Origin of the sequence: Flavobacterium pectinovorum (assembly GCF_900142715.1) — a bacterium.
Lineage (GTDB): Bacteria > Bacteroidota > Bacteroidia > Flavobacteriales > Flavobacteriaceae > Flavobacterium > Flavobacterium pectinovorum.
This window is the reverse complement of the sequence record NZ_FRBX01000002.1, coordinates 319,124-343,149: the sequence shown is the minus strand read 5'-3', so window position 1 is coordinate 343,149 and position 24,026 is coordinate 319,124. Positions and strand designations below refer to the sequence as shown.

General features: G+C 35.5%; 16 protein-coding genes. 4 read left to right on the top strand and 12 right to left on the bottom strand.

Annotated features, from left to right (window positions below; all coding sequences use genetic code 11):
- Positions 1-5: 5 nt before the first annotated feature.
- From araA to BUE22_RS08045, 11 genes are all read right to left on the bottom strand, one after another.
- Positions 6-1,514, bottom strand: a complete 1,509-nt coding sequence (gene araA, locus BUE22_RS08095; protein WP_042564806.1) for an L-arabinose isomerase — start codon at positions 1,512-1,514, stop codon at positions 6-8.
- Positions 1,515-1,600: 86 nt separating this feature from the next.
- Positions 1,601-2,302: an L-ribulose-5-phosphate 4-epimerase gene (locus tag BUE22_RS08090; RefSeq protein ID WP_073394522.1), complete on the bottom strand. Its 702-nt coding sequence runs from the start codon at positions 2,300-2,302 to the stop codon at positions 1,601-1,603.
- Complete coding sequence (locus BUE22_RS08085) at positions 2,286-3,977, bottom strand: ribulokinase (protein WP_073394521.1); 1,692 nt, start codon at positions 3,975-3,977, stop codon at positions 2,286-2,288. Before BUE22_RS08085 ends, BUE22_RS08090 begins: the two co-directional genes overlap by 17 nt.
- Positions 3,978-4,144: 167 nt before the next feature.
- A complete protein-coding gene (locus BUE22_RS08080) occupies positions 4,145-6,130 on the bottom strand; it encodes an alpha-L-arabinofuranosidase C-terminal domain-containing protein (RefSeq protein WP_073394520.1) in 1,986 nt (661 codons plus the stop codon).
- A 312-nt stretch (positions 6,131-6,442) separates the two neighbouring features.
- Positions 6,443-7,423: an arabinan endo-1,5-alpha-L-arabinosidase gene (locus tag BUE22_RS08075; RefSeq protein ID WP_089075970.1), complete on the bottom strand. Its 981-nt coding sequence runs from the start codon at positions 7,421-7,423 to the stop codon at positions 6,443-6,445.
- A gap of 52 nt (positions 7,424-7,475) precedes the next feature.
- On the bottom strand, positions 7,476-8,444 hold the full coding sequence (locus BUE22_RS08070) for a glycoside hydrolase family 43 protein (protein ID WP_084540243.1): 969 nt from the start codon (positions 8,442-8,444) through the stop codon (positions 7,476-7,478).
- 341 nt (positions 8,445-8,785) lie between these two features.
- Positions 8,786-10,408: an arabinan endo-1,5-alpha-L-arabinosidase gene (locus BUE22_RS08065; RefSeq protein ID WP_073394519.1), complete on the bottom strand. Its 1,623-nt coding sequence runs from the start codon at positions 10,406-10,408 to the stop codon at positions 8,786-8,788.
- A gap of 12 nt (positions 10,409-10,420) precedes the next feature.
- A complete protein-coding gene (locus BUE22_RS08060; RefSeq protein WP_073394518.1) occupies positions 10,421-11,968 on the bottom strand; it encodes an alpha-N-arabinofuranosidase in 1,548 nt (515 codons plus the stop codon).
- Between the two features lie 66 nt (positions 11,969-12,034).
- The gene (locus tag BUE22_RS08055; protein ID WP_084540236.1) at positions 12,035-13,036 is read right to left on the bottom strand and encodes an arabinan endo-1,5-alpha-L-arabinosidase; all 1,002 of its coding nucleotides are present in this window, start codon (positions 13,034-13,036) and stop codon (positions 12,035-12,037) included.
- 83 nt (positions 13,037-13,119) lie between these two features.
- Positions 13,120-14,679: a RagB/SusD family nutrient uptake outer membrane protein gene (locus BUE22_RS08050; protein ID WP_073394517.1), complete on the bottom strand. Its 1,560-nt coding sequence runs from the start codon at positions 14,677-14,679 to the stop codon at positions 13,120-13,122.
- A 30-nt stretch (positions 14,680-14,709) separates the two neighbouring features.
- Positions 14,710-17,763, bottom strand: coding sequence for a SusC/RagA family TonB-linked outer membrane protein (locus tag BUE22_RS08045; protein ID WP_073394516.1), 3,054 nt, complete (start codon positions 17,761-17,763; stop codon positions 14,710-14,712).
- 571 nt (positions 17,764-18,334) lie between these two features.
- On the opposite strand from BUE22_RS08045, the gene BUE22_RS08040 reads away from it, so the two are divergent.
- Positions 18,335-19,024: an NUDIX hydrolase gene (locus tag BUE22_RS08040; protein ID WP_042564814.1), complete on the top strand. Its 690-nt coding sequence runs from the start codon at positions 18,335-18,337 to the stop codon at positions 19,022-19,024.
- Positions 19,025-19,369: 345 nt separating this feature from the next.
- Here the strand turns inward: BUE22_RS08040 and BUE22_RS08035 are convergent, their stop codons facing one another.
- Complete coding sequence (locus tag BUE22_RS08035) at positions 19,370-20,368, bottom strand: GntR family transcriptional regulator (RefSeq protein ID WP_073394515.1); 999 nt, start codon at positions 20,366-20,368, stop codon at positions 19,370-19,372.
- 101 nt (positions 20,369-20,469) lie between these two features.
- Between BUE22_RS08035 and BUE22_RS08030 the strand changes: the two genes are divergently transcribed.
- Genes BUE22_RS08030 through BUE22_RS08020 form a run of 3 tightly spaced genes read left to right on the top strand, consistent with a single transcriptional unit; the run spans position 20,470 to position 23,804 of the window.
- On the top strand, positions 20,470-21,525 hold the full coding sequence (locus tag BUE22_RS08030) for an aldose epimerase family protein (RefSeq protein WP_073394514.1): 1,056 nt from the start codon (positions 20,470-20,472) through the stop codon (positions 21,523-21,525).
- A gap of 34 nt (positions 21,526-21,559) precedes the next feature.
- Positions 21,560-22,720 (top strand): galactokinase, encoded by a 1,161-nt coding sequence (gene galK / locus BUE22_RS08025; protein ID WP_073394513.1) that lies wholly within the window; start codon positions 21,560-21,562, stop codon positions 22,718-22,720.
- 10 nt (positions 22,721-22,730) lie between these two features.
- Positions 22,731-23,804: a UDP-glucose--hexose-1-phosphate uridylyltransferase gene (locus tag BUE22_RS08020; protein WP_073394512.1), complete on the top strand. Its 1,074-nt coding sequence runs from the start codon at positions 22,731-22,733 to the stop codon at positions 23,802-23,804.
- Positions 23,805-24,026: the final 222 nt, after the last annotated feature.

The window sequence follows — 24,026 nt, the reverse complement described above, 5'->3', positions numbered from 1 at the left end:
AGAAATTAAAGCCCATGTTGAAACAAATGATAGTAAGCTTCGTTGGCGTTAATTTTATCTTTGAAATCTCTAATTGTTGTTTTTTCATCAATAACCAATAATTCGATTCCGGCGATATCTGCAAAATCTTCCATATATTCTGTTGTTAGCGACTGGCTATAAACCGTGTGATGCGCTCCACCAGCCAAAATCCAAGCTGTTGCTGCGATATCAAGATTTGGTTTACAATCCCATAAAACTCTTGCAACTGGCAGTTTTGGCAATTCAGCCATTGGTTTTATCGCTTCAACTTCGTTTACAATTAAACGGAAACGAGTTCCCATATCAACCAAAGAAACATTAATTGCATCTCCGGCAGGTGAATTAAACACCAAACGAGCAGGATCTTCTTTTCCGCCAATTCCTAAAGGATGCACTTCACAAGAAGGTTTTCCATCTGCAATAGATGGACAAATTTCTAACATGTGAGATCCTAAAACGTATGATTTTTGCGGTGTAAAATGGTATGTGTAATCTTCCATGAAAGACGTTCCTCCCTCAAGACCAACGTTCATTACTTTTAAGGCACGAACCATTGCCGCTGTTTTCCAATCTCCTTCTCCACCAAAACCATAACCGTCGGCCATTAATCTTTGTGTTGCAATTCCTGGTAATTGTTTCCAAACACCCAAATTTTCAAACGTATCTGTAAAAGCTCCAAAACCTCCTTCTTCAAGGAAAGCTCTTAAACCTAATTCAATTTTTGCCGCTTCCGCTAATGAACTTCTTTGCGCTCCGCCTTCTTTTAAAGCATCAGTCAAAGTATATGATTGCTCGTAAACTGCCAATAAATCATTTAATTCTTTATCCGTCACTTTCTCAATATATTTGGTAACATCTGAAGAATCAAAACCGTTAACTGACATTCCGAAACGAATCTGAGCTTCTACTTTATCTCCTTCTGTTACGGCAACTTCACGCATATTGTCTCCAATACGGGCTACTTTTAAGTTTTGAAGTTCATCCCAACCCAAAGCTACTCTTGTCCAGATGCCTAATTTTTTCTGAACTCTTTCATCTTCCCAATGTCCAACAACCACTTTGCGTTTTTTTCGCATTCTTGACATGATAAATCCAAATTCACGATCTCCGTGAGCCGATTGATTCAGGTTCATGAAATCCATGTCGATTGTTCCCCACGGAATTTCAGCATTGTATTGTGTATGTAAATGGCATAATGGTTTTTTTAAAATGCTCAATCCGCCAATCCACATTTTTGCAGGCGAGAAAGTATGCATCCAGGCAATAATTCCGATACAGTTTTTAGCAGAATTTGCTGCTAAACAAACATCTAATATTTGTGCAGGCGATTTCACTACATCTTTATAAACTACTTTTACCGGAATACTAGATGTTGCATCTAATCCTTTTGCAATTATTTGCGAATGCTCTGCCACTTTTCTTAGTGTTTCTTCACCGTATAATTCCTGGCTTCCTACTACAAACCATACTTCTTTTTGAGAGATATCTATCATTGTTTAATCGTTATATTGTTGAACTGTTTAATCGTTTTTTCTTCTGATTTTAAATCTAAAATCTTTAATCTAAATTCTAAAATTATTTATTGTCCGTAATACGAATCTTTTCCGTGTTTGCGGTTATAATGTTTCTTTATTAGGGAATCTTTTAATCTTGGTGCGTTTGGGTTTATTTGTAAAGTCAGGTAGGCCATTTCGGCTACGACTTCAAGAACTTTGCTGTTGTAAACTGCTTTTGCTGCATTTTTCCCCCAGGCAAACGGACCGTGGTTTCCGATCAAAACCATTTCTACTTCTTCGTACGAAAGATTTTTTTCTTTGAAACAATCCAAAATCTGAATTCCGGTATTGTGTTCGTAATTTCCTTCAATAAGCGCATCTGCCATTGGTGGTGCACAGGGAATATCTGCCGTTAAATGATCGGCATGTGTAGTTCCAAAAATTGGAATATCTCTTTGTGATTGCGCCCAAGCCACAGAATAGGTTGCGTGCGTGTGTGCAACGCCACCAATATTTGGCCAGTTTTTGTATAAATAGGCATGTGTTTTTGTATCTGAAGACGGACGCATAGTTCCTTCAATAATGTTATTATCAAAATCGACAATAACAATATCTTCCGGTTTTAAATCTTCGTACGGAACTCCGCTTGGTTTTATGGCAAAAACACCATTTTTTCTGTCCACAGCACTTACATTCCCAAAAGTATAAACTACCAAATTCAATGCATTTAATTGCATATTTGCTTCGTAGCATTCTTGTTTTAAATCTTTATAAAGAGAACTCATTTTGTGTAATTTTAATAGATGGATCTGCGAAAGCACTTAATTGATCGTAAGCGATAAGCAGTTTGTTATAAGCTGCTACTTTGTCTAATTGAGGAAAATATTCTCCGTCAAAATCGCTTCCTATTTTTTGACTTGCTTCAATTACATTTGGATAAATTCCGGCGGCAACTGCTGCGTAAATCGCTGCTCCCAAAGCCGGAGTCTGATCTGAAGCTGCAATTTTAATTGGCTTGTTTAAAACGTTAGCCAAAGTCTGCATGATAAAAGGAGATTTACGGGCAACGCCACCAATTCCGATTACGCTGTCAATTTTTACACCTTCTTCTTCAAAACGATCCACGATTTTTTTCGCTCCAAAACAAATTGCGTTTACTAAAGCTTTAAAAATATGTGGTGCTTTTGTTCCTAAAGATAAATTCGAAATTGCACTTTTTAATTCTTGGTTTGCATCTGGAGTTCTTCTTCCGTTGATCCAGTCCAAAGCAATTGGAAGACTTTCTGAAACCGGAATTTTCTCTGCTTCTTTGGTCAGTTCCACAATTAATTTATCACTGAATTCTTCTCTTAATTGTTCTTTTTGAGCATCATTTAAAACGGTTGAAGCCGTTAATAAATGATCTGTTGGCCAAAGCAGTAATTCTTTGTACCAGGCCAATAAATCTCCAAAAGCAGATTGTCCCGCTTCTAAACCAATAAAACCTGGAATTACAGATCCATCAACTTGCCCGCAGATTCCGCGAACGGTTTTTGTTCCAACTTCATCATAAGAACCTACCAGAATATCACAGGTTGAAGTTCCCATAACGCGAACTAGAGTATTCTCTCCAATTTTTGCTCCAACAGCTCCAGAATGCGCGTCGAAAGTTCCAACAGCCACAATTGTTTCAGTTGAAAGTCCTAAACGGTCTGCCCATTCTTTGCTTAAATTTCCGGCAACTAAATCAGATGTATACGTTTCATCATATAAATTGCCTCGAAGTTGTGCCAAATATGGATGTAGTTTTTCTAAGAATTCAACCGGAGGCAAACCATTCCAGTCTTCGTGCCACATTGCTTTGTGGCCCGCTGCGCAACGGCTTCTCTTAAAGATTTTTAAATCTTTATCTTCAATTAACAAATACGTCATTAAATCGCAGTGTTCCATCCACGTGTGTGCTGCATTTCTAACCGCTTCATCTTCTCTGGCAATGTGCAGGATTTTTGCCCAAAACCATTCTGATGAATAAATTCCGCCAACATATTTTGTTACGTTTTCTCCGCCCCAGCTTACTGCCAATTCATTGATTTCATTTGCTTCGTTGATTGAAGTATGATCTTTCCAAAGAACCATCATTGCGTTTGGATTTTCCTCAAAACCTTTTGTCAAAGCAAGCGGAATTCCGTCTTTCGTAACCGGAACCGGTGATGATCCAGTCGTGTCAATGCAAATTCCTTTTATCAAAGAAGGATCAACTTTACTTTCTTTTATAACGGTTTGAATGGTAATTTCTAAACCTTCTATATGGTCCAAAGGATGCTGACGAAACTGATTTATCGATGCGTCACAATATTGTTTGTTTTTCCATCTTTTGTAATGAGAAACATTTGATGCTAACTCCTGCCCATTTTCAGTATCTATTAACATCGCTCGAACAGAATCTGTTCCGTAGTCCAATCCTATAACGTAATTTTTCATTCGAAATTAATTTTTAATAACGCAAATATAATTATAAATAATTTATAAGTGTATAAAAAACACTTAACAAAAATAAGCTCTTGATTTTTTTACAAATAATGCATCAAAACAGGCATTTAAGGTTAAAACAGAAAATAAACGTTGCTTATACATTTATTCTGTTGCGATTACTTCATCTTAATTTTTAAAACAGTAACCGAGTACGCCGGAAAATCATATTGAACCTGACTCCCTTTCAACTTAAATTCACTTTCTTTTGGACTAATTTTCGTCGGAGCATCAAAAGAATTTTCATCATTAAGTCCATCTCCTTTTAAAATTATTGCTGTTCCTTTTGTGTCTAATTTTGTTCCCTTTACATCAATTGAAACATTTTGAGCCGTTGCAGCAGTGTTCACAATTTTCAGAATTACTTCTTTAGAATTCACATCTTTTACTGCAGATGCAAACAAATCATTTTCACCAATTACAGGTTTTCCGTCTTTTGTAATCTTAATTAAATCCGTTCCTTTATTATTAGAAAATAATTTCTGAACATAATAATTTGGTGTTCCGTAAGATTGTAAATTATTGAACCAAATCATATCCGGTGTCCATTGCCAGCCTTCAACGTGAGCCAGCAAAGGTGCATAAGAAGTTAAATGAACGACCTCAGCATTGCGCTCCATTCCGGTCATGAAAGCGGCTTCAGAGAAAGCACATTCCCAATTGTTTTTGTTATCCGGACTTGCAATTTCTACACTTTGCGCTGCATATTCTCCGGCAAAAATCTTTGGTCCTTTACGATCGTAATTATCGTAACGGGTTACATTTTTTCGAAACCATGCCGGGTCTTTATAATAGTGCTCGTCAACGATTTCTGCGTTCAGTTTTTTAAGTGCTGCCATGCCATAATCAAAGAAATCTCCGTCAGGAAATGGCCCTGTTCCGGACACAATGGTAATGTTTGGATATTTTGATTTGATGGCTTTTTGAAACACTTTGAAACGCTCGATATAATCTGGTCCCCATTGCTCATTTCCAACTCCAATAAATTTTAAATTGAATGGTTTTGGGTGTCCCATATCAGCTCTCACTTTTCCCCAGGCTGTCGTTTGATCACCATTGGCAAATTCAATTAAATCTAAAGCATCCTGCACATAAGGATCGATTTGATCCATCGGAACCAATTCTCCTGTGTTGAACTGACAAGCCATTCCACAGCTTAAAATGGGCAATGGAGAAGCTCCAATATCTTCTGAAAGCTGGAAATATTCATAAAATCCTAAACCAAAACTCTGGAAATAATCCGGCGCCAATTTGTGTGCAAATTCCGTATTCCATCTGTTAATCATGGTTTCTCTGTCTTCAACATTTCCAATCGATTTTTTCCATTGGTAACGTAATGCCAATGTTTTTCCTTCAACAATACAACCTCCCGGAAAACGTAAAAATCCTGGTTTCAAATCGTATAATAATTGTACTAAATCAGCACGCATTCCATTTTTTCTGCCTTTCCAGGTGTCTTCCGGAAAAAGAGAAATCACATCTAAATCTATAACTCCGGTTCCTTCAAAAGTGAATCTAATTTGTGCTTTTGCTTCTGTTGCAGTTGCCGTTAATTGTGCTGTATAATTTGTCCAGTCTTTTGAGGTTGGTGCAATCGAAGTTTCACCTAAAACCTTTTTATTTTTATCTATGAATTGAATTTTAATCTTCGAAATGTCTCCGGATATTTTTGAAGCTTTCAGAGACAAATTATAATGCAAATCTTTTTTGATTCCCATTCCCCTAAAACCTTCATTTATCAATTCATAACCGCTGGCATCTTTTACAGTAACCCTGCAGTAATTATGATTTGTTCCTTTTTGAGAGTACTGAATAATATTTGCGATTCCGGATTGCTCATTTAGTTTATGTCGGTCGCTGTTTGGTTCTTTCCAACCCATCATCGGGGTTTCGAATTCAAACGATCTGTTTTTGATCATTTCAGCATACAAACCTCCATCGGCAGCAAAATTGATGTCTTCAAAAAACACTCCATACATCGTTGGTTGGATTTTCGTTATTGTTTTAGCAACATCAACCTGAAGATTATTTTTTTGCGCCGATGCATAAAAGCCGTTCAGCAATAAACCGCAAAGGGTAATTTTGGTAATTAAATTGTACTTCATTGTTATTCGTTTGTGTTTTATGGCACGCGGATGACGCGGGTTAAAACGGATTTTTGTTTTTTTTTAACTATATCTTTAATTTAAACACATAGAAACATAGTTTTTGGGCGCTAAAAAGGCATTTCATTTACTTGAAGACAAATAGATATGTATGTGTTTAAAAAATTTCTCACGCAGATCTGGCAGATTTAGCAGATTTTTTTCTAATCTTTTAATCCCTTAATCTTGGCAAAATCTTGATTCTTTCTTCTTGCCTCTATCTTCTATATTCCATGTTCTATATTCTTTGTTCTATATTCTTTGTTCTATATTCTATTTCAAAACGGGCCATAAATCAGCATCCCAAATCATTTCTCTAACTATTAATTTTGGTGTTCCATTGGTTTTCTTTTCGTAGCCGTGGTAAAAAATATAATCTTTACCGTCAAACGTATAAGCGCTGTTATGGCCTACGCCAAAGTAATTCTCATCGCCCTGAACTACTAAACTGCCTCCGCCTTCATTTAATGATTTTCCGTCTTTATCGATATAAGGTCCGGTGACATTTTTAGATCTTCCGACAACAACTTTATAGGTGCTTTTTTCTCCGCGACAGCATAAATCCCAAGAAAGAAATTGGTAATAATAACCGTTTTTATAAAAGATAAAAGGAGCTTCGAGCGCACCATCGCCGGGATCAGAATCTGGCAATTCAAAAGTTCTTTTACGTTTTGAAATAGTGTGCCATTCCTGTGGCTGTGCAATCGATTTTAAATCCGGATTTAGTTTTACCAATTTTAATCCTTCCCAAAAAGAACCAAATGATAACCAAGGCGTATTGTTTTCATCAAAAATTAAATTGGGATCAATTGCATTCCACATATCACGGTTGGGTTGCGATTGAATGACAATTCCCTGATCGACCCATTTGTAATTTTTATCTTTTGAATCTAAGGTTGTGTTGGTTGCAACGCCAATTGCCGATGTGTTTTTGGCAAAAGCCGAAACAGAATAATAGAGGTAATATGTATTGTTATGAAATGAAATATCCGGCGCCCAAATATGATTTTTAAAATCGGCTGCAACTCCATCTGCCCAAACTGGTTTTTCTGCAAAAACCGGTGCCTCTTTATTCCAGTTTTTTAAATCTTTCGAACTAAAAACACTAATTCCTTTTCCGGTACAAAACAAATAATAAGTATCTTTTTGTTTAATGACAACCGGATCGTGTACCACAATTTCCTGTGCAAATGAAGCCGAAACCATCAGCATCATTAAAACAGAAAGTATATATTTTATGTTTTTGTAAACCATATAAGTGATATAAGAAAATTTAAGTTTGGTCTGTTTTTATTCTGAAAACTTTTTACTGAATTCCTTCAGATGTCATCACCACTCTTTTCATTGTTCCGTCTTTATTATAAAACAATTTATCAACGCAGACAGATCTTCGAAAACTTCCCCCATTTGGCTGCGTTGCTCCGTTATGATAAATAAAATACGGTTGTCCTTTAAAATCAATTATCGATTGATGATTTGTGTTACTGTTTCCGGCTATTTCATTCAAAATGCCTTTAAATTCCCAAGGTCCTGTAATTGACTTGCTCATGGCGTAGGCAATTTTCTCAGGAAATTCATATGCATAAGACAAATAATACCAGCCTTTGTGTTTGTGAATCCAGGGTGCTTCGGTAAAATGCGGTAAATCTATTGTTTGAATTGGTCCGTCTAATTCGAGCATATTTTCTTTTAATTTAGCATAATGACAAACTGTGTTTCCCCAAATTAAATACGCCTGATTATCGTCGTCAATATAAACTGTCGGGTCAATATCATCCCAGCTTATTTTGGTATGCGTTGTCATATCATTTGTAATTAAAGCTTTTCCCAATGCATCTTTAAATGGTCCGGTTGGGTTGTCTGAAATGGCAATTCCAATTGATTTTCCCGAAATTGTTCCGTGCGAAACGGTTACATACCAATAAAACTTTCCGTTTCTTTCAATAACCTGCGAAGCCCATGCATCACCAGAAGCCCATTTAAACTCACTCGCCTTCAACGGCACGGGATGCGATTCCCACTTTTTCATATCTGATGAAGAATACACCACCCATTCGTTCATTTTATAAAAATGAAAATCATTTGGCGCTTCGTCATGACCCGCATATAAGTAGACTTTGTCTTTGTAAACCAATGCCGCGGGATCGCCTGTATATTGATCTTTAATGATAGGATTATTGAATTTTGCAGGGTCAATTTGAGTTGATTGCGCCACAGCTGTTTTGCTGGATGCAATCAAAACTAAAAGTGAAAGGCTTGTAATTAGGTTTTTCATTATGATTTCTTTTAAGACATATTTTCTATGCGTTAATTCTTTTTTCACGCAGTCCCGATAGCTATCGGGAGCAGATTTTTTTGATCTTTAATTCTTTTTAAGTTATTATAAAGTAAGTCCCAGCGGGGCGACATATTTATAGAAATCTATTTGTTTTTCACAAGAACCCCAGCGGGGTGACATATTTTCGTCAATTAAAAAACTTAGATATCGCTCCGCTGGAGCTAATAGAAAGAACATATTGTATTGGCTATAAACATTCTGCTCCGCTGGAGCTTTAAAAATACAAACCGCTTTTTTGAAATCTATGGCTATTATTTATTTTTGGGATTTGGAATTTTCTAATTCACTTTTTTACCCCAAACGGGTAATCCCGTTGTGGTTAATCCGGTATAACTTAGCGTTACTTTTCTGGTTGCCGATTCCCAATCCCAGGCATCAATTACATTGCATTTTACCCCATTTATCGTCAGGATTTTTTTGGTGCTTTCATAGGACCATGTTCCTGTAACATCTCCACTTACTTTTTTATCAGCGGTTAAATTAATTGTTATCGATTTTTGAATGGTTTTGTATTGATAATTCATTGTAATTTGTTCCCATGTTCCAATGATATTGGCTTCGGCAAAAGCGGTTGTTGGCACTCCTGCATAACGTTCCGGTTCTACTACCGGCCAGCCATCTTCTGTCCATTGAATACCGCGAACATGTCCCATCATTATAGCATTCGAAACATTAATTCCGGGAACTCCCTCTGGCAAACGGGCTTGCGAAGCGTAATACCATTGTTTACTTGTTGGGTTTTGAAAAATTCCGCAATGCGCAAAACCAACCCAACCCGTATGATTTTTAAAAGAATAGGGATGCGTCAACATCGGGAAACATTCTGCTCCTGTGGTAATACTCATTCCTGTATTGGTTAAATATGGCCCCAAAATATTTTTTGAACGTGCTACACGTGTGTTGTATGCAACTGATAATTCATCATAAGCCAAAAACAAATAATAATATTGTGTGTCGGGATTATAAATAATTTCCGGTCCTTCGAGTGCCTGCCAGCGGTTTGTATTTACGTTTCCGCGTCCTGCAATTCGCACTCCGTAATCATCGATTGTTTGTAATTTATCCGGTTTTCCTGTGGTTGGATTTAATTTTAAGGCTGCAATTCCGGAATGCCATGAACCGTAAATTAAATACTGATCACCTTCGGGTGTTTCGATAAAACTCGGATCAATGGCGTTGAATTTAAAATAAGCATCCCAATCGTTTCCTCCGTTTCTAACGTAACTTTTTACACCATCAGGTTCAGAACAAACGACCATTCCTTTATCTGTCCAATTATTTGAAGCCAAATCGTCCGTTTCGGCTAAGCCAATAAAAGCACGTTCTGACCAGGATGTATTAGTGTCTGATCCTACAATCGGATTCGTTACGACAATGCTATAGTACATTCTGAATTTGTTTCCCACTTTTCGAACGCACGGCGCCCAATATGCATAATTCGGGTTTTCGATAGGAGGAAGGGCAGGCGACATTCTTGCTCTTTTGTTGTTTAGGGAATCTTTTACCCAAGCCGGAGCCTGTGTCATTGAAGATCCCATAAATTCCCAATTGATTAAATCTTTTGATCTTCTGTAGAAAAAATGTCCGTTGCCTTCATGTGCATTTCCGTAAGAAGCATCAGTTTGATACATATAATAATACTCCCCTGATTTTTCTACGGATGGATCATGTACGTTGGCTAAATTCCATTGTGCTCTGCTTCCCCAACTTGAAATTGAAGTATAATTATCCGCATAAGCAGGTCCCGGAAAAACTGGTGTAACCACAGGCGGATCAACAACTACAGGCGGATCCGGATTTTCGGCAGCAGGATCATCATTAGAACAACTTACAACAATCGCTGCAAGCAAAAACAGTGCTAATTTGAATGCTTTTTTTATAATGGAATTTGATTTTTTCATCTTTTTAGATTTTTATTTTCCTTCTAAAACAACAACCGAAAAAGGAGGAATTGTAATTTCTAATTTTCCTTTTTTGTTTTCGAAACCTTTAAAAACTGTTGGTATAATTTTATTTGGCATATCAAATGAATTGTAATCCTGAAGTTTTGCCGATGTTAAAACGGTTCCTGTAAAGTTTTTAACCCCAAGATCTTTTAAGTCAATTTCGACTTTGTTTTTATTTTTTGCATCTACATTGACTAATGAAATATGAATTGCTCCATTTTTATCTTTTGAAACTGATGCCGAAATCGCAGGAATTGTTTCTCCATTAAAAGTATAATTTGGAGAATTAAAACTTATCGGCAACAATTTGGCATCCTGATGAACGCTATACATTTTCATAACATGATAGGTTGGCGTTGTAATCATTTTAGCTTTGTCTGTAAGGATCACGGCTTGCAAAACGTTTACACATTGTGCTAAATTGGCCATACGAACTCTGTCTGCATGATTGTTGAAAATATTTAAAGTTGATCCGGCTAAAACCGCATCTCTCATTGTATTTTGTTGGTATAAAAATCCGGGATTTGTTCCTTTTTCTACGTCATACCAGCCTCCCCATTCGTCAACCATCATGGCTACTTTTTTTTCAGGGTCGTATTTATCCATAATGGCAGAATGTTTTGTAACCAATTCTTCCATTTTTAAGGCTGATTTCATGGTTTTAAAATAACCTTCTTCGGTAAAATTAACGGCCTCTCCTTTTTTACCCCAATCGATTACAGCATAATGATGCACGCCTACTCCGCCCAACATATTTAGCGGAATATTTTTCATTAAAACTTCTGTCCAATTATAATCGGCGCTGTTTGATCCTGAAGCGATTCTGGTAATTCCGCCTGTATTTTCCCAATCAGACATGAATGTGGCAAACTTGCGGTATTCTCCGGCGTAATATTCTGCTGTCATATTTCCTCCACAACCCCAGGCTTCATTTCCAATTCCCCAGAATTTAACTTTCCATGGCTCGGTTCTTCCATTTTTTTTACGCAAATCACTCATTGGGCTTTTGCCGCTAAAATTGGCGTATTGAACCCAATCAGATAATTCCTGAACGGTTCCGCTTCCTACGTTTCCAGATAAATATGGTTCTGCACCAAGAAGTTCACACAAATTAAGAAAATCATGTGTTCCAAAACTGTTGTCTTCTGTAACGCCACCCCACCATTGGTTTACGATTGTTGGTCGTTGTTCTTTTGGTCCAATGCCATCTTTCCAGTGATACGTATCTGCAAAACAGCCTCCCGGCCATCTTAAATTCGGAATTTTTAAATCTTTTAGAGCAGCAATAATATCATTTCTTACACCCTTTGTATTTGGTATTTTTGAAGTATCTCCAACAAAAAATCCTCCGTAAATACAGCGTCCTAAATGTTCAGCAAAATGTCCGTAAATATTTTTATTGATGGTTGGTGCGTCTGCATTATTTTTTACGGTTACTACGGTAATTTCGCCTTGAGCGAAACTAAACTGACTACAAATACTAATAAGGAATGTGATTAAAAATGCTTTTTTCATGTGTGGATAATTATTTGTTATGTGATAAAGAGGAAAGTTTGTGAATCTTTCCTCTGATATTAAAATTTAATACGAAAGTGCCGGCCATCCTGATGACCATGTAAAATAGACAATTTCGAGTTTCGGATTTCCGTTATCGGCGCCATCATAATAATGAACAGCTCCTTTTTGTGTTCCAACTATTCTGGATAAATGTCCCGGACCAATATAATTCCCTTGTGTTGCCAAAACTGTTGTTCCGCCGCCGTTTCTTAAATTGACTCCATTTTTATCTGTAAAAGGCCCAAACGGACTTGTTGAACGACCTACTACAATATAATAAGTGCTGTTTACGCCATTGCAGCAAGATCCCCGGTTAACGAACATATAGTAATAATTTCCTTCTTTAATTAAGCAAGGAGCTTCCCACGAAGCACTATTTCCACCTGCTACAATGGTTCTTGTTCCTGTTGGTTTTCCTGTTGAAACATTAATTTGTACTACGCCAATACCTGCATGCCAGGAACCGTAAGCCATATAAACATTACTGCCATCTACTAAAATCGAAGGATCGATCGCATTTACATCTGACGCTGATGACGAAGAAACAACAACGCCTCTGTCTGTCCATTTTGTTCCTGCACTTTGTGAAATTGACGGAGCCGTTACCAACCCAATTGCTGAAGTTGCAGACCCAAAAGTAGAACAGGAATAATACATATTCCATCTGTTATTAAACCACGCCAGATCCGGCGCCCAAAATGTTTTGGTAAAACCCGGAACATATCCTGTTATCCAGCTTGGCGTTGAAGTAAACACTGAGGTTCCCCATGTCCAGTTGGTTAAATTTGTCGAATATGTCATTGGGATATTATCTCCTGTGGTGAAAACATAATAATTAACACCGCTTTTTATAATCGTACTCGGGTCATGTGACGGGACGTTTCCGCTGACTGTTTTTGCTGTTATATTTTTAACCTCTGAATTTTGAGTTGCAGCACTTGTTTCTTCTGTTGGAGAAACAATGTCTTCATTTTGACAACTTCCTAATAATATTGCGAATAAAACCAAACCTGTTATTGTTTTCATTGTGATATAATTTAAGTTAATGGTTAAATTTAGTTTTCAGTCTCAGTTTGCACGGTACTGAAAACTGAGACTGAAAACTTTTTTTAATAACTGTCGTTCTGAATTATTCCCGGATTGTTATCTTTTTCCAGTTGTGGAATTGGGAAATATTCTCTTCCTGGCAGGTACGAATTAAATTCTGCATCTCTTGATTTCAGCCATTCTAATTTTGTGGCATCCTGAAGCCATCCCCAACGACGAATATCATCAAAACGATGTCCTTCAAGAGGAAATTCTAAAAATCTTTCATGCCCAATCTGATCTCTCATTTGATCCTGTGTCATTCCCGGTTTTACAGTAGCCAAATCCGGCAAACCCACTCTGTTTCGTACCATTTGAATATATCCGTAGGCTCCGGGAGTGTCGCCTGTTTCGTTTAAACATTCTGCATACATTAAAAGAATATCGGCATAACGCAATAATCGCTCGTTGATACCGGAACGCCAATCGTATTCGTCTGCAAATTCTCCGTCTGAATTTTGGTATTTTCTACAGAATAAATCGTTTAAATCTGCCGGACTTGAAGCATAAAATACCGCAAAATCTTTACCATATAATTTGGTTCCCGGTTTGTTATAAAATATCGTAGCATCCAAACGCGGATCGATTGTATTTGCCGTTGTTTTTTCTTCCTGATATTCATTAAAAAGTGCCCATGTTGGCTGTACATCTGTCCACCCAAAAGCTCTTGGTGCATACGTTATGGCTCTTGCCGAAGTTTTCCCCCAACCAGAAGTCGGAGCGCCGCCCCAACCTAATTCAACACCACCGGCGTCTCTGCTAAATTGCACTTCAAAAAGAGATTCTGAATTGTTTTCGTTGGCAGTAGTAAAATTATCACGGTAGTTTGAAACCAATGAATAAATTCCAAGATCTATAACTTGTTTGAATGTTGTTCTGGCGTTTGTGAAATCTTTGGTAAACAAATAAGCTTTTCCTAAATATCCTAAAGCGGCACCTTTTGTGGCACGTCCTTTTTGACCCGCATCAAGACCTGAAACACCATCATATGAAGTTGGTAATAATTCGGAAGCCGTTTTAAAGTCAGAAATCACCTGCGCCCAGCCTTCTGCCTGTGTTTTTTGTGGATAATAAACCGCTAATTCTGTTGGTAAAGGAACATTTTTGAACAAGTTTACGGCATGAAACAAGTACAATCCTCTTAAAAAATAGGCTTGTCCTAATATTCTGTTTTTTAATGCTGCGTCTGTAAATGCAATATTCGGCACATTTGTTAAAACCTGATTGGCACGATAAATTCCCTGATAATAGGTTTCAAAAGCCCAGCCGTAAATTGCGGCATCAGCTACATTTGAATTGAAATGTCCCACATTATACATCGATGCCCACGGACTATTTGTACGGGCATCATCTGCTTTTGCATCTAATAAAAGCGGTGTACTGCGCATGTAAGTTCCGTCTGTTAGTAAACTTCCGTAAGCGGCGTTTACTCCTTCCAGCGCATCCTGATCTGTTTTCCAAAATGAATCTACTGCATCATTAGTTGGATCAAGCTGTACTAAATCTTCATTTTCAACACAGCTGGTTGTAAGCATAGCAAGTGAAAAGAAAACAGCTATATAGTTATATATATTATATTTCATTTTAATACGTTTTAAATTGGTTAAATCAGTTTAGAAACTTACCTCTACTCCTAAAGAAATTGTTCTCGGATTTGGAAAAGATCCTCCATCATATCCTCTTGACAGTAATCCTTCGCTATTAAAATCAGGATCATAACCTTTATATTTTGAAATGGTCAGCAAATTTTGACCGTTGATATAAACTTTGGCTTTTTGAATAAATTTATCATTCAAAGGAATGTTAAATCCAATTTCCATCGTTTGTAGTCTCACATAGTCACCACTTTCTATAAATCTGTTGGAGTCTCTGGCATTTCCGTTTGGGTCGCCAATTACAGGAGCGGGAATATTAGTATTGGTATTGGTAGGTGTCCAGTAATTTAATTCATCTACATGATGATTCGTGTATTGTCCTATCATTAAATTGCGGTACATGGCATTAAAAACCTTGTTTCCGCCACTTCCCTGCCAGAACATCGAGAAATCAAAGTTTGAATACGAAGCGCTAAAATTTAAACCGAAACCATATTTAGGAATTGATACTCCCTGAAAAGTTCTGTCAGCATCAGTAATAATTCCATCATTATTTACATCTCTAAATTTGATATCTCCGGGTGCTGCTCCGGTTTGGGTTGGAGAAGAGGTAACTTCGGCTGCATTTTGAAAAATTCCAATAGCTTCCCAGGCAAAAAGTTCTCCCACCGATCTTCCTACTTCTGTTTTTGAAACCGCTCCGTAAAGCGGGTTTCCATTAACTCCAATTTTGGTCACTTCATTTTTCAATGTTCCGAAATTGGCCGATATATCATATTTAAATTTATGGTGATGATTACTGTATGATGCTGTAAACTCCAAACCATGATTTTTCATATCTCCTGCATTGGTAAAAATATCTGCCGGAAAAGCTCCTGTAGAAAAAGGCAAAGGCACTCTAACTAAAATATCAGTAACCTTTTTTGTAAAATATTCTGCTGTAAATTGTAAATCGTTGTCAAGAAATCCTAACTCCAATGCAACGTTGGCGCTGCTTGTTTTTTCCCATTTTACATTCGGGTCTAGTGCTGCAACTACGGTTGTTCCCGGAGCAAGCTCATTATTAAAATCATAACCTGCAAAACTGTTTACTGTTGAAGCAAAAAAGTATTGCGGAATTGTATTGTTACCCAATGTTCCATAACCTCCTCTAAGTTTGATGTTACTGATCCAGTCTGGTAATTTTAAAAACTTTTCGTTGCTAATTTTCCATCCTCCTGAAAAGGAATAAAAATTTGCCGAATTATTTTTTTCGCTAAAAAGCGATGTTTTATCCTGTCTGAAATTTGCCTGAAGTAAATACCTGTCATCATAAGAATAATTTAATCTGCTGATATACGATATTCCGGTAATTGTAAATTTAGTTTCTCCCGCATCTCTCGAATCAGCATATTGAAGCATACTAATTTCACCAGGCTCGTATCCTACACCTTTTGACCAATGGTTGTAATTATCTCTTCTTTCCTGAATCCATCCTGCCAAAGCTTCGATTTTGTGCTTGCCAAGCGAAACTTCATACGTTAATATATTGTTCATGAAAGTTCTCAACTCATTTCCATTGGCAACATCTAAAGAAGCTTCATCATTTGTTGTAATATAATACCATCCTAAATCACTTGGCGGCATAAATTTTCTGTTTTGCCAATCGGTTCTGTCGTAACTTACATCGAGTTTGTATTTAAGTCCTTTTACAATTTCGACTTCACCCCAGATATCACCAATAAAACGATTTCTTTTTCCGGTATTTTCAATCAGATTATTATAACCAATTGGGTTCATCGAAATTGCTCTTTGTGTCAGGTTATCTGTACCTCCGTAACCACCCAGCCTGTTAGAATCATATACAGGCATTGTTGGTATAGCGCCTAATAAATCACTAATAGCTGTTTGGCCAACATTATATTCGTTAAAAATTTCTTTATCAGATTGAGTGTAAGCGATTTTTGCCCCGTATTTGAATTTTCCTTTTTTACCGTTTAGATTTAAATTGGTAGACAATCTTTCATAATCTTGCGGCGTTTTGAAGTAACTGGTGTTTTTAAAATAATCAACATTAAAGCTGTACATGATACTTTCTGCTCCTCCGCCAAATGTAAGAGTCTGATTTTGTACAACTCCGGTTTGTAAACCTTCTTTCTGCCAATCAGTATCAACATTTGAAATATAAGAAGGACTTGCCGGATTATTTCCCGGAGCAATACTTACCGGAACTCCGGCTCTAAGATCTCTGTTTCTTTCTGCTTCGTTAGTAATGGTTTGATATCCTACACGATCTGTTACATCCCATTTTTTAGCCACATCCTGAAGCCCGACAATAGATTTAAATTTGATATCCATTCTGCCGGCTTTTCCTTTTTTTGTTGTAATAATTACAACTCCGTTTGCTCCACGAACACCATAAATCGCAGCCGAAGAAGCATCTTTTAAAACCTGCATCGATTCTATTTCTCCCGGCGCAAAATCGTATGGAGCATCAACCATAATTCCGTCAATAACAAAAAGAGGGTTATTATTGGTGAATGAAGTTATACCTCTAATTTTTACATTGACAAAACCACCCGGTTCTCCTGATGATTGTACTGTAACTCCCGGTACCTGGCCCTGAAGCATTTTTGCAGCATCATAAGTTACCGTTTTTTTAGCCGATTCCAGGTTGACAACACTTACAGATCCCGTAAGATCTGATTTCTTTTGTGTTCCATACCCAATAACTACAACTTCGTTTAGTTTGTTGGTATCTTCAGTAAGCGCCGCATCAATTTTTGATTGACCGCCTACTGCTATCTCTTTGTTTTGAAATCCTATAAATGAAAAAACTAAAACATCATTTGGAGATGCCTTAATTATATATTCTCCATCAAATCCAGTTACGGCAACTGTTTTTGTTCCTTTTATCATAATGTTCACGCCCGGCAAAGGCAAATTGTCTTGTGCCGAAGTAACAATTCCTTTAATTTCTTTGCCTTGAGCAGACAATTGATTAGCAGAAAATAGCAGCATTAATACTGCTAAAAGCCATTCTTTTTTTGGCAATAAATAATTGCAATACAACAATAATTTGTGGTTTGACATACTGGTTAATTTTAAGGTTGGTTAGTGTGGTTATTATAAGTGTTAATCTTACATTTGTAAATTTAAATAAAAAAAAGAGTGAAAAACAAATTAATATCATAAAAAAAAGAGTGAAAAAAAATATATCTGATAATTTAAGTGTGAAATAAACATTTAAAAAATTAACATTATTTTTAAAAAAGAAACGTTTTTTGAATGTTAATTGTGTAAAATATACACTTTTTACTAAAAAGCGCTTTTTTAATCAAAAAAACGGTAGTAAAAAAAGATTTATAAATACGCTGTTTTTTAAGTATTTAAAATGAAAAAAATATTATTTTTGTAAATAAAAACTTATTTTAAATGTGTTGGTTTTTTCATTTTAATTGAATTTTTTTCAAAAAAGCGTCCTGTAACTATCCTGTTTTTGTTCTAAAAGAACCATAAAAGAGAAATTTGAATGCTCTTTTTTACTAAAAGTCAGTTTTTTAACTCTATTTTTGACTCATTGATTATGTAAGTGTAAAATCTACATTAATAAAATTATGAAACCTATGAGGAAGTTTATATATTTACCAATAAATTATAGAATATGCTAAACAGTTATAGCTCTGCAGATAAGGTTTTATTAGCAGTAGATTGTATCATTTTTGGATTTGATCACCAGGGATTGAAAATTCTTCTTATTCAAAGGGATTTTGAACCTGAAAAGGGAAAATGGTCCTTAATTGGTGGTTTTTTAAAACGCGATGAAGTATTAGATAACGCTGCCATCAGAATTTTGAATACTTATACGGGATTGAATGATATATATATGGAGCAGCTTTATGCCTATAGCGAAATCGATCGTGACCCGGTCGAAAGAACTATTTCAGTTTCTTATTATGCATTGATTAATATTGAAAATCACAATACTGAGCTTATTAAAAATTACCATGCAGAATGGTTTCCTATTGCTGAAGCACCAAATTTAATTTTCGACCACAATGAAATGGTAAAAAATGCCATTAGAAGATTACGTTACAGAACTTCGATTAAACCAATTGGATTTGAATTGCTGCCTGAAAAATTCACGATGCGACAATTACTGGAATTATATGAAGCCATTTTGAGCAAGGAATTAGATAAACGAAACTTCATCAGCAAAATTAATTCTCTGGAAATCCTGAATAAACTAGACGAAAAAGATATGCAGTCTTCCCGCAAGGGATCTTATCTCTACACTTTCAACAAAGAAAAATACGAGGAAAAATTATTGAACGATTTTGTTCTGAACTTATAAAAAAGTGAAAAAAATACTTTAAAAAAACAAACCCTGAAAGCTACAATCTTTCAGGGTTTTTTCCTTCAATAAAACTACTAATTAAAAAACTAACAAATTATTTTTCTTTTTAATCCACATTAATAAAAAATAAGTGTAGAATTTACATTTACAAATGTATATAAAATAATTCTATTAAAACAATAAATTGTTTTTTAATTAAAAGCTTACTGATTTATTAAACAAAACTTGTTTGTACTGTGAAATAAAACACGAATTTCACTAATTATCACGAATTTTGTTTGTGTAATTAATTTCACAAGCTTTACTGTTATATGAATTCGTGACAATTCGTGAAATCTGTGTTTATAACGAGTTTCGCATAATCAACGAAGATTTATTTTCTATTTGCTCTCTTTTTCCTTTTAAAACCATTTCTGCCAAAATTTTTCCCATGGCTTCAAAATGAGTTGAAATCGTGGTAATTCCGTTTGCTACAATTTTTTTAAGCGGGGTTTCATTATAGGAAATAATTCCGAAATCATTTCCCAATTTCAGGTTTTGGTCCCTGGCATTTTCGATTACACGAACCAAATCTCTGTCATTCGGAATAATGTAAAGATCCCCAATCGTAATTTCTCTGTTCGTAAATTCGGTTATTATTTCAGATTCAAAATCATATTCGGTACAAAAATCTTCAAAGCCAATTTTCATTCCCAACGGTTCTCTAAATCCCGGAAAAATCAAAATCAGTTTTTTGTATTTATTCAATCTTGATTTTCCTTTTACCAAACCTTCAAAAATATCTTTTTGATGATTTTGATAAATAGCAGGATATATTTTTAAATCAGGATTGGTTTGATCGAGTATAATTACGTCACCTACTGGTAGGGTTTTTATCGAATAAGCTATATCGTTTAAGTTGGTGGGCATGATAATGTATTTGGTGTAATTTCCGTTGCTGTCGTTTATAAGCTTTTGAAAAACGGGAACATTAAAATGATGAAAGAAAATATCGACCTGAACATTTTTTCCGATGTTCTTTAAAAACGAATTATAGATATCTTCCTTGAAACTGTTTAACTCATCAAAAAGCAAAAAAATCTTCTGTTTTATAGTGGTTTCGACGCTTTTAACGTAATAACCTTTTCCGGGAATGGCATAAATTATACCTCTTTTTTTGAGTTCATCATAACCTAACAAAACTGTATCACGAGATAAATTAAAAGCCAGACAAACTTTATTTACCGATGGCAGGCGGTCGCCTTTTACCAACTTTTCTTCTTCGATTGCTTTTTCAATTGAAAGAATAATCTGTTTATATTTTGGAAGGCCGAGATTATTTTGAATAGAAATTATATTCATAAAAAAAGAATTTTTGTGCAATATACTAAAAACTGGTAGGTACTGGTATGTAAAATTTTAAAATGTTTCTATTTTTGGATTTCATTTTTAATAATTTTTTGATGGAATTAAAACACATATCGCATTTAATCGATATATCTTCAGCTAAATTGTTTGGTTTAATGCCTGACGGAGAGAAGATTTATTCTTTTGAATTATCAAATGAAAACGGAATGAAAGTACAAATCATTAATTATGGTGCAACCGTTACTTCATTACAGATTCCTCTTGAAAACGGAAAACTCGCAGATGTGGTTTTGGGCTTTGATAATCTGGAGGCTTATCTTGAATCTTATAATTTGCCGAGCGCACCTTATTTTGGAACTACCGTTGGGCGCTATGCGGGAAGAATCAATAAAGGAAATTTTACTTTAAATGATACCACTTTTCAATTGGCCGGAAATAACAACGGCAATACTTTACACGGTGGAAATGAAGGTTTTGGAAAAAAAGTATGGTCTTTTACTAATTTAACACATGGTAAAAATCCATCTATAACGCTGCGTTTGTTAAGTGAAAATTTAGACGAAAATTTTCCCGGAGAATTACAAGTCGGCTTAACTTATACATTAACCGAAGAAAACGAATTACAATTAGAATATAAGGCAATAACTACAGAAGATACGATTATAAACCTGACACATCATAGTTATTTTAACCTCAACGGTCATGATTCTTCAGTTCTGGATCAGGAAATGTTTGTCAATTCTGATAAAATTTTAGAGACAAAACCTGATAATATTCCGTCTGGAAAATTCACTGCTCTTTCTGGTCATGCTTTTGATTTCAGATCTGCAAAAAATTGTCCGGCCGTTATTGATAATTCATTTGTAATTGAATCTAAAAATGAAATTGCTGCGACATTATTCAGTACAAAAAACAATCTAAAAATGAATGTGTTTACAGATCAGCCAAGTGTGCATGTGTATGTAGGCGGAAATTGTTTTGATACTTTGAAAGGAAAAGAAAACGCAGATTATCATCCGTCAAGCGGAATTTGTTTTGAAACGCAAAATTTTCCGGATGCGCCAAATCATGCTCATTTTCCGAATTCGATTTTGAAAAAAGGAGAACAATACCATCAAAAAACAGTTTATCAGTTTCAGAAAATAAGCTAGAAATCATAAAAAAATAATATTTATTTATTACCCAATGAATGACATTTTAATACAAAACACAACCGCATTTTTTGAGAAATCTTTTGGATCTGCTCCTCAAAAAATTGTACTTTCTCCAGGCAGAATTAATATTATCGGAGAACACGTAGATTATAATGACGGTTATGTTTTACCTGCCGCTATTGACAAAATAATTTGTTTTGCATTCGAAAAAAGCAATTCTTCAAAATCAAAAGTAATTGCCGTTGATTTAAACGAAGAATTCGAAATTGATTTAACTCAGGAAATTCAATTAACTGATGTAGTCTGGACCAATTATATTCGTGGTGTTATTAAACAATTGCAGGATAATGGTTTTTCTTTTGAAGGTTTTAATTGTGTTTTTAGCAGCAATATTCCTGTTGGTTCGGGCTTATCTTCTTCTGCGGCTTTAGAATGCGGAATGCTTTTCGGAATCAAAGAACTTTACAATCTTACTATTAATAAGGTTGATATTGCTTTGATGGGTCAAAAAGCAGAGCATTGGGTGGGAATCAATTGCGGAATTATGGATCAGTTTTCGAGCGTACACGGTCTTGAAAATAAGGTTATAAAACTAGATTGCAATACACTTGAATTTGAATATCACGATGCCAATTTTAAAGATTATTCTTTGGTTTTATTTGACAGTAATGTAAAACATTCGCTTTTTACATCTGAATATAATACAAGAAGAATTGAATGTGAAGAAGGTTTATCCATTATAAAAAATAATTTTCCTGAAGTAAAAAGTTTCAGGGATTGTACAGAAGAGCAGGTTTTAAGCATTCGCGACAAAATGAATGAAACTGTTTTTAAAAGAGTTCACTTTGTAGTTAAAGAAATTAAGCGTGTTACCAAAGCCTGCGAAGCGCTGGATAACGGAAATATAGAACTTTTAGGACAATTGCTTTTTGAAACGCATTATGGTCTGTCTCAGGAATATGCAGTAAGCTGTGAAGAGCTGGATATGCTTGTAGATACTGCAAAAGCAGATGATAACGTGATTGGTTCGAGGTTAATGGGAGGTGGTTTTGGTGGCTGTACTATAAATTTAATAAAAAAAGGTCACGAAAATGAGGTAAAAAATAAGTTTGCAAATCTTTATTTAGATATATTTGGTATCGAACTAAAATTTTACGATGTAAAAATCGCAAACGGAACAACACTACTTTAATACCACAACAATGAAAAATTTTGACATTAACGAAGACCCGCACAGACGTTACAACCCTTTAATTAATGAATGGGTTTTAGTTTCACCTCATCGCGCAAAACGTCCGTGGCAAGGACAAAATGAAACAGTAGCAACAGAAGCATTGCCAAAATACGATTCAACCTGTTATTTATGCCCCGGAAATGTTCGTGCAAACGGGGTGAGCAATCCAGACTACAAAGACAGTTTTGTATTTGAAAATGATTTTGCCGCAATGAAACAGGATGAAATTATTTTTGAAGAAGATATTAAACACACCTTTTTTAAAGCACAGCCTGAGCGCGGAATTTCGAGAGTGGTTTGTTTTTCACCAAGACACGACCTTACGTTGCCGGAAATGAGTATTAATGAAATTGAAAACATCATTAAAACATGGCAAAAAGAATACACAGATTTAGGAAATATCAAATACATTAATCACGTTCAGATTTTTGAAAATAAAGGAAGTGTTATGGGTTGCAGTAACCCGCACCCGCATGGACAAATTTGGGCGCAGTCATCATTGCCAACTCAGGTTGAAAAAACACATAACAGTTTAAAAGCATATTACGATAAAAATCAGAAAACATTACTCTCCGATTACCTTCAGGCCGAATTAAGATCCGGCGAAAGAATTGTTATTGAAAATGATCATTTTGTGGCTTTGGTACCGTTTTGGGCAATCTGGCCATATGAAACAATGATTATCAGCAAAAGATCTTTTGGTAAAATCACTGATCTTACAGAAGAGGAAACTCTTGCTTATGCTACAATTCTAAAAGAATTAACGACAAAATACGATAATCTATTCAATACTTCTTTTCCATATTCATCAGGAATCCATCAGGCACCAACCGATGGTTTTGAGCATCCTGAATGGCATTTTCACATGCATTTTTATCCGCCTTTGCTAAGATCTGCAAGTGTAAAAAAATTCATGGTTGGCTACGAAATGCTGGGTGAATCACAGCGAGATATTACTCCCGAAAAAAGTGCCGAAATTTTAAGAGAGCTATCAACTGTACATTATAAAAACAAAGAAAAAAGTCGCTTTGAAGAAGCATAAGTAAATAAGAAAAATAAATTTAACACAAATATGTCCTGTATAAATGTGAAAAACACATTTGTTTTTGGCGGATATATGGATTTTTATTTTACTTTTGGCTTTCGTTCTTTTTTTCATAAAAAAATAAGAGAATAAAAACACATATCATATTTAAACTTGATTTAAACAACAAAAAAACCAGTTTTAGAGATTAAACTTTTTAAAACAAATTAAACAAACACC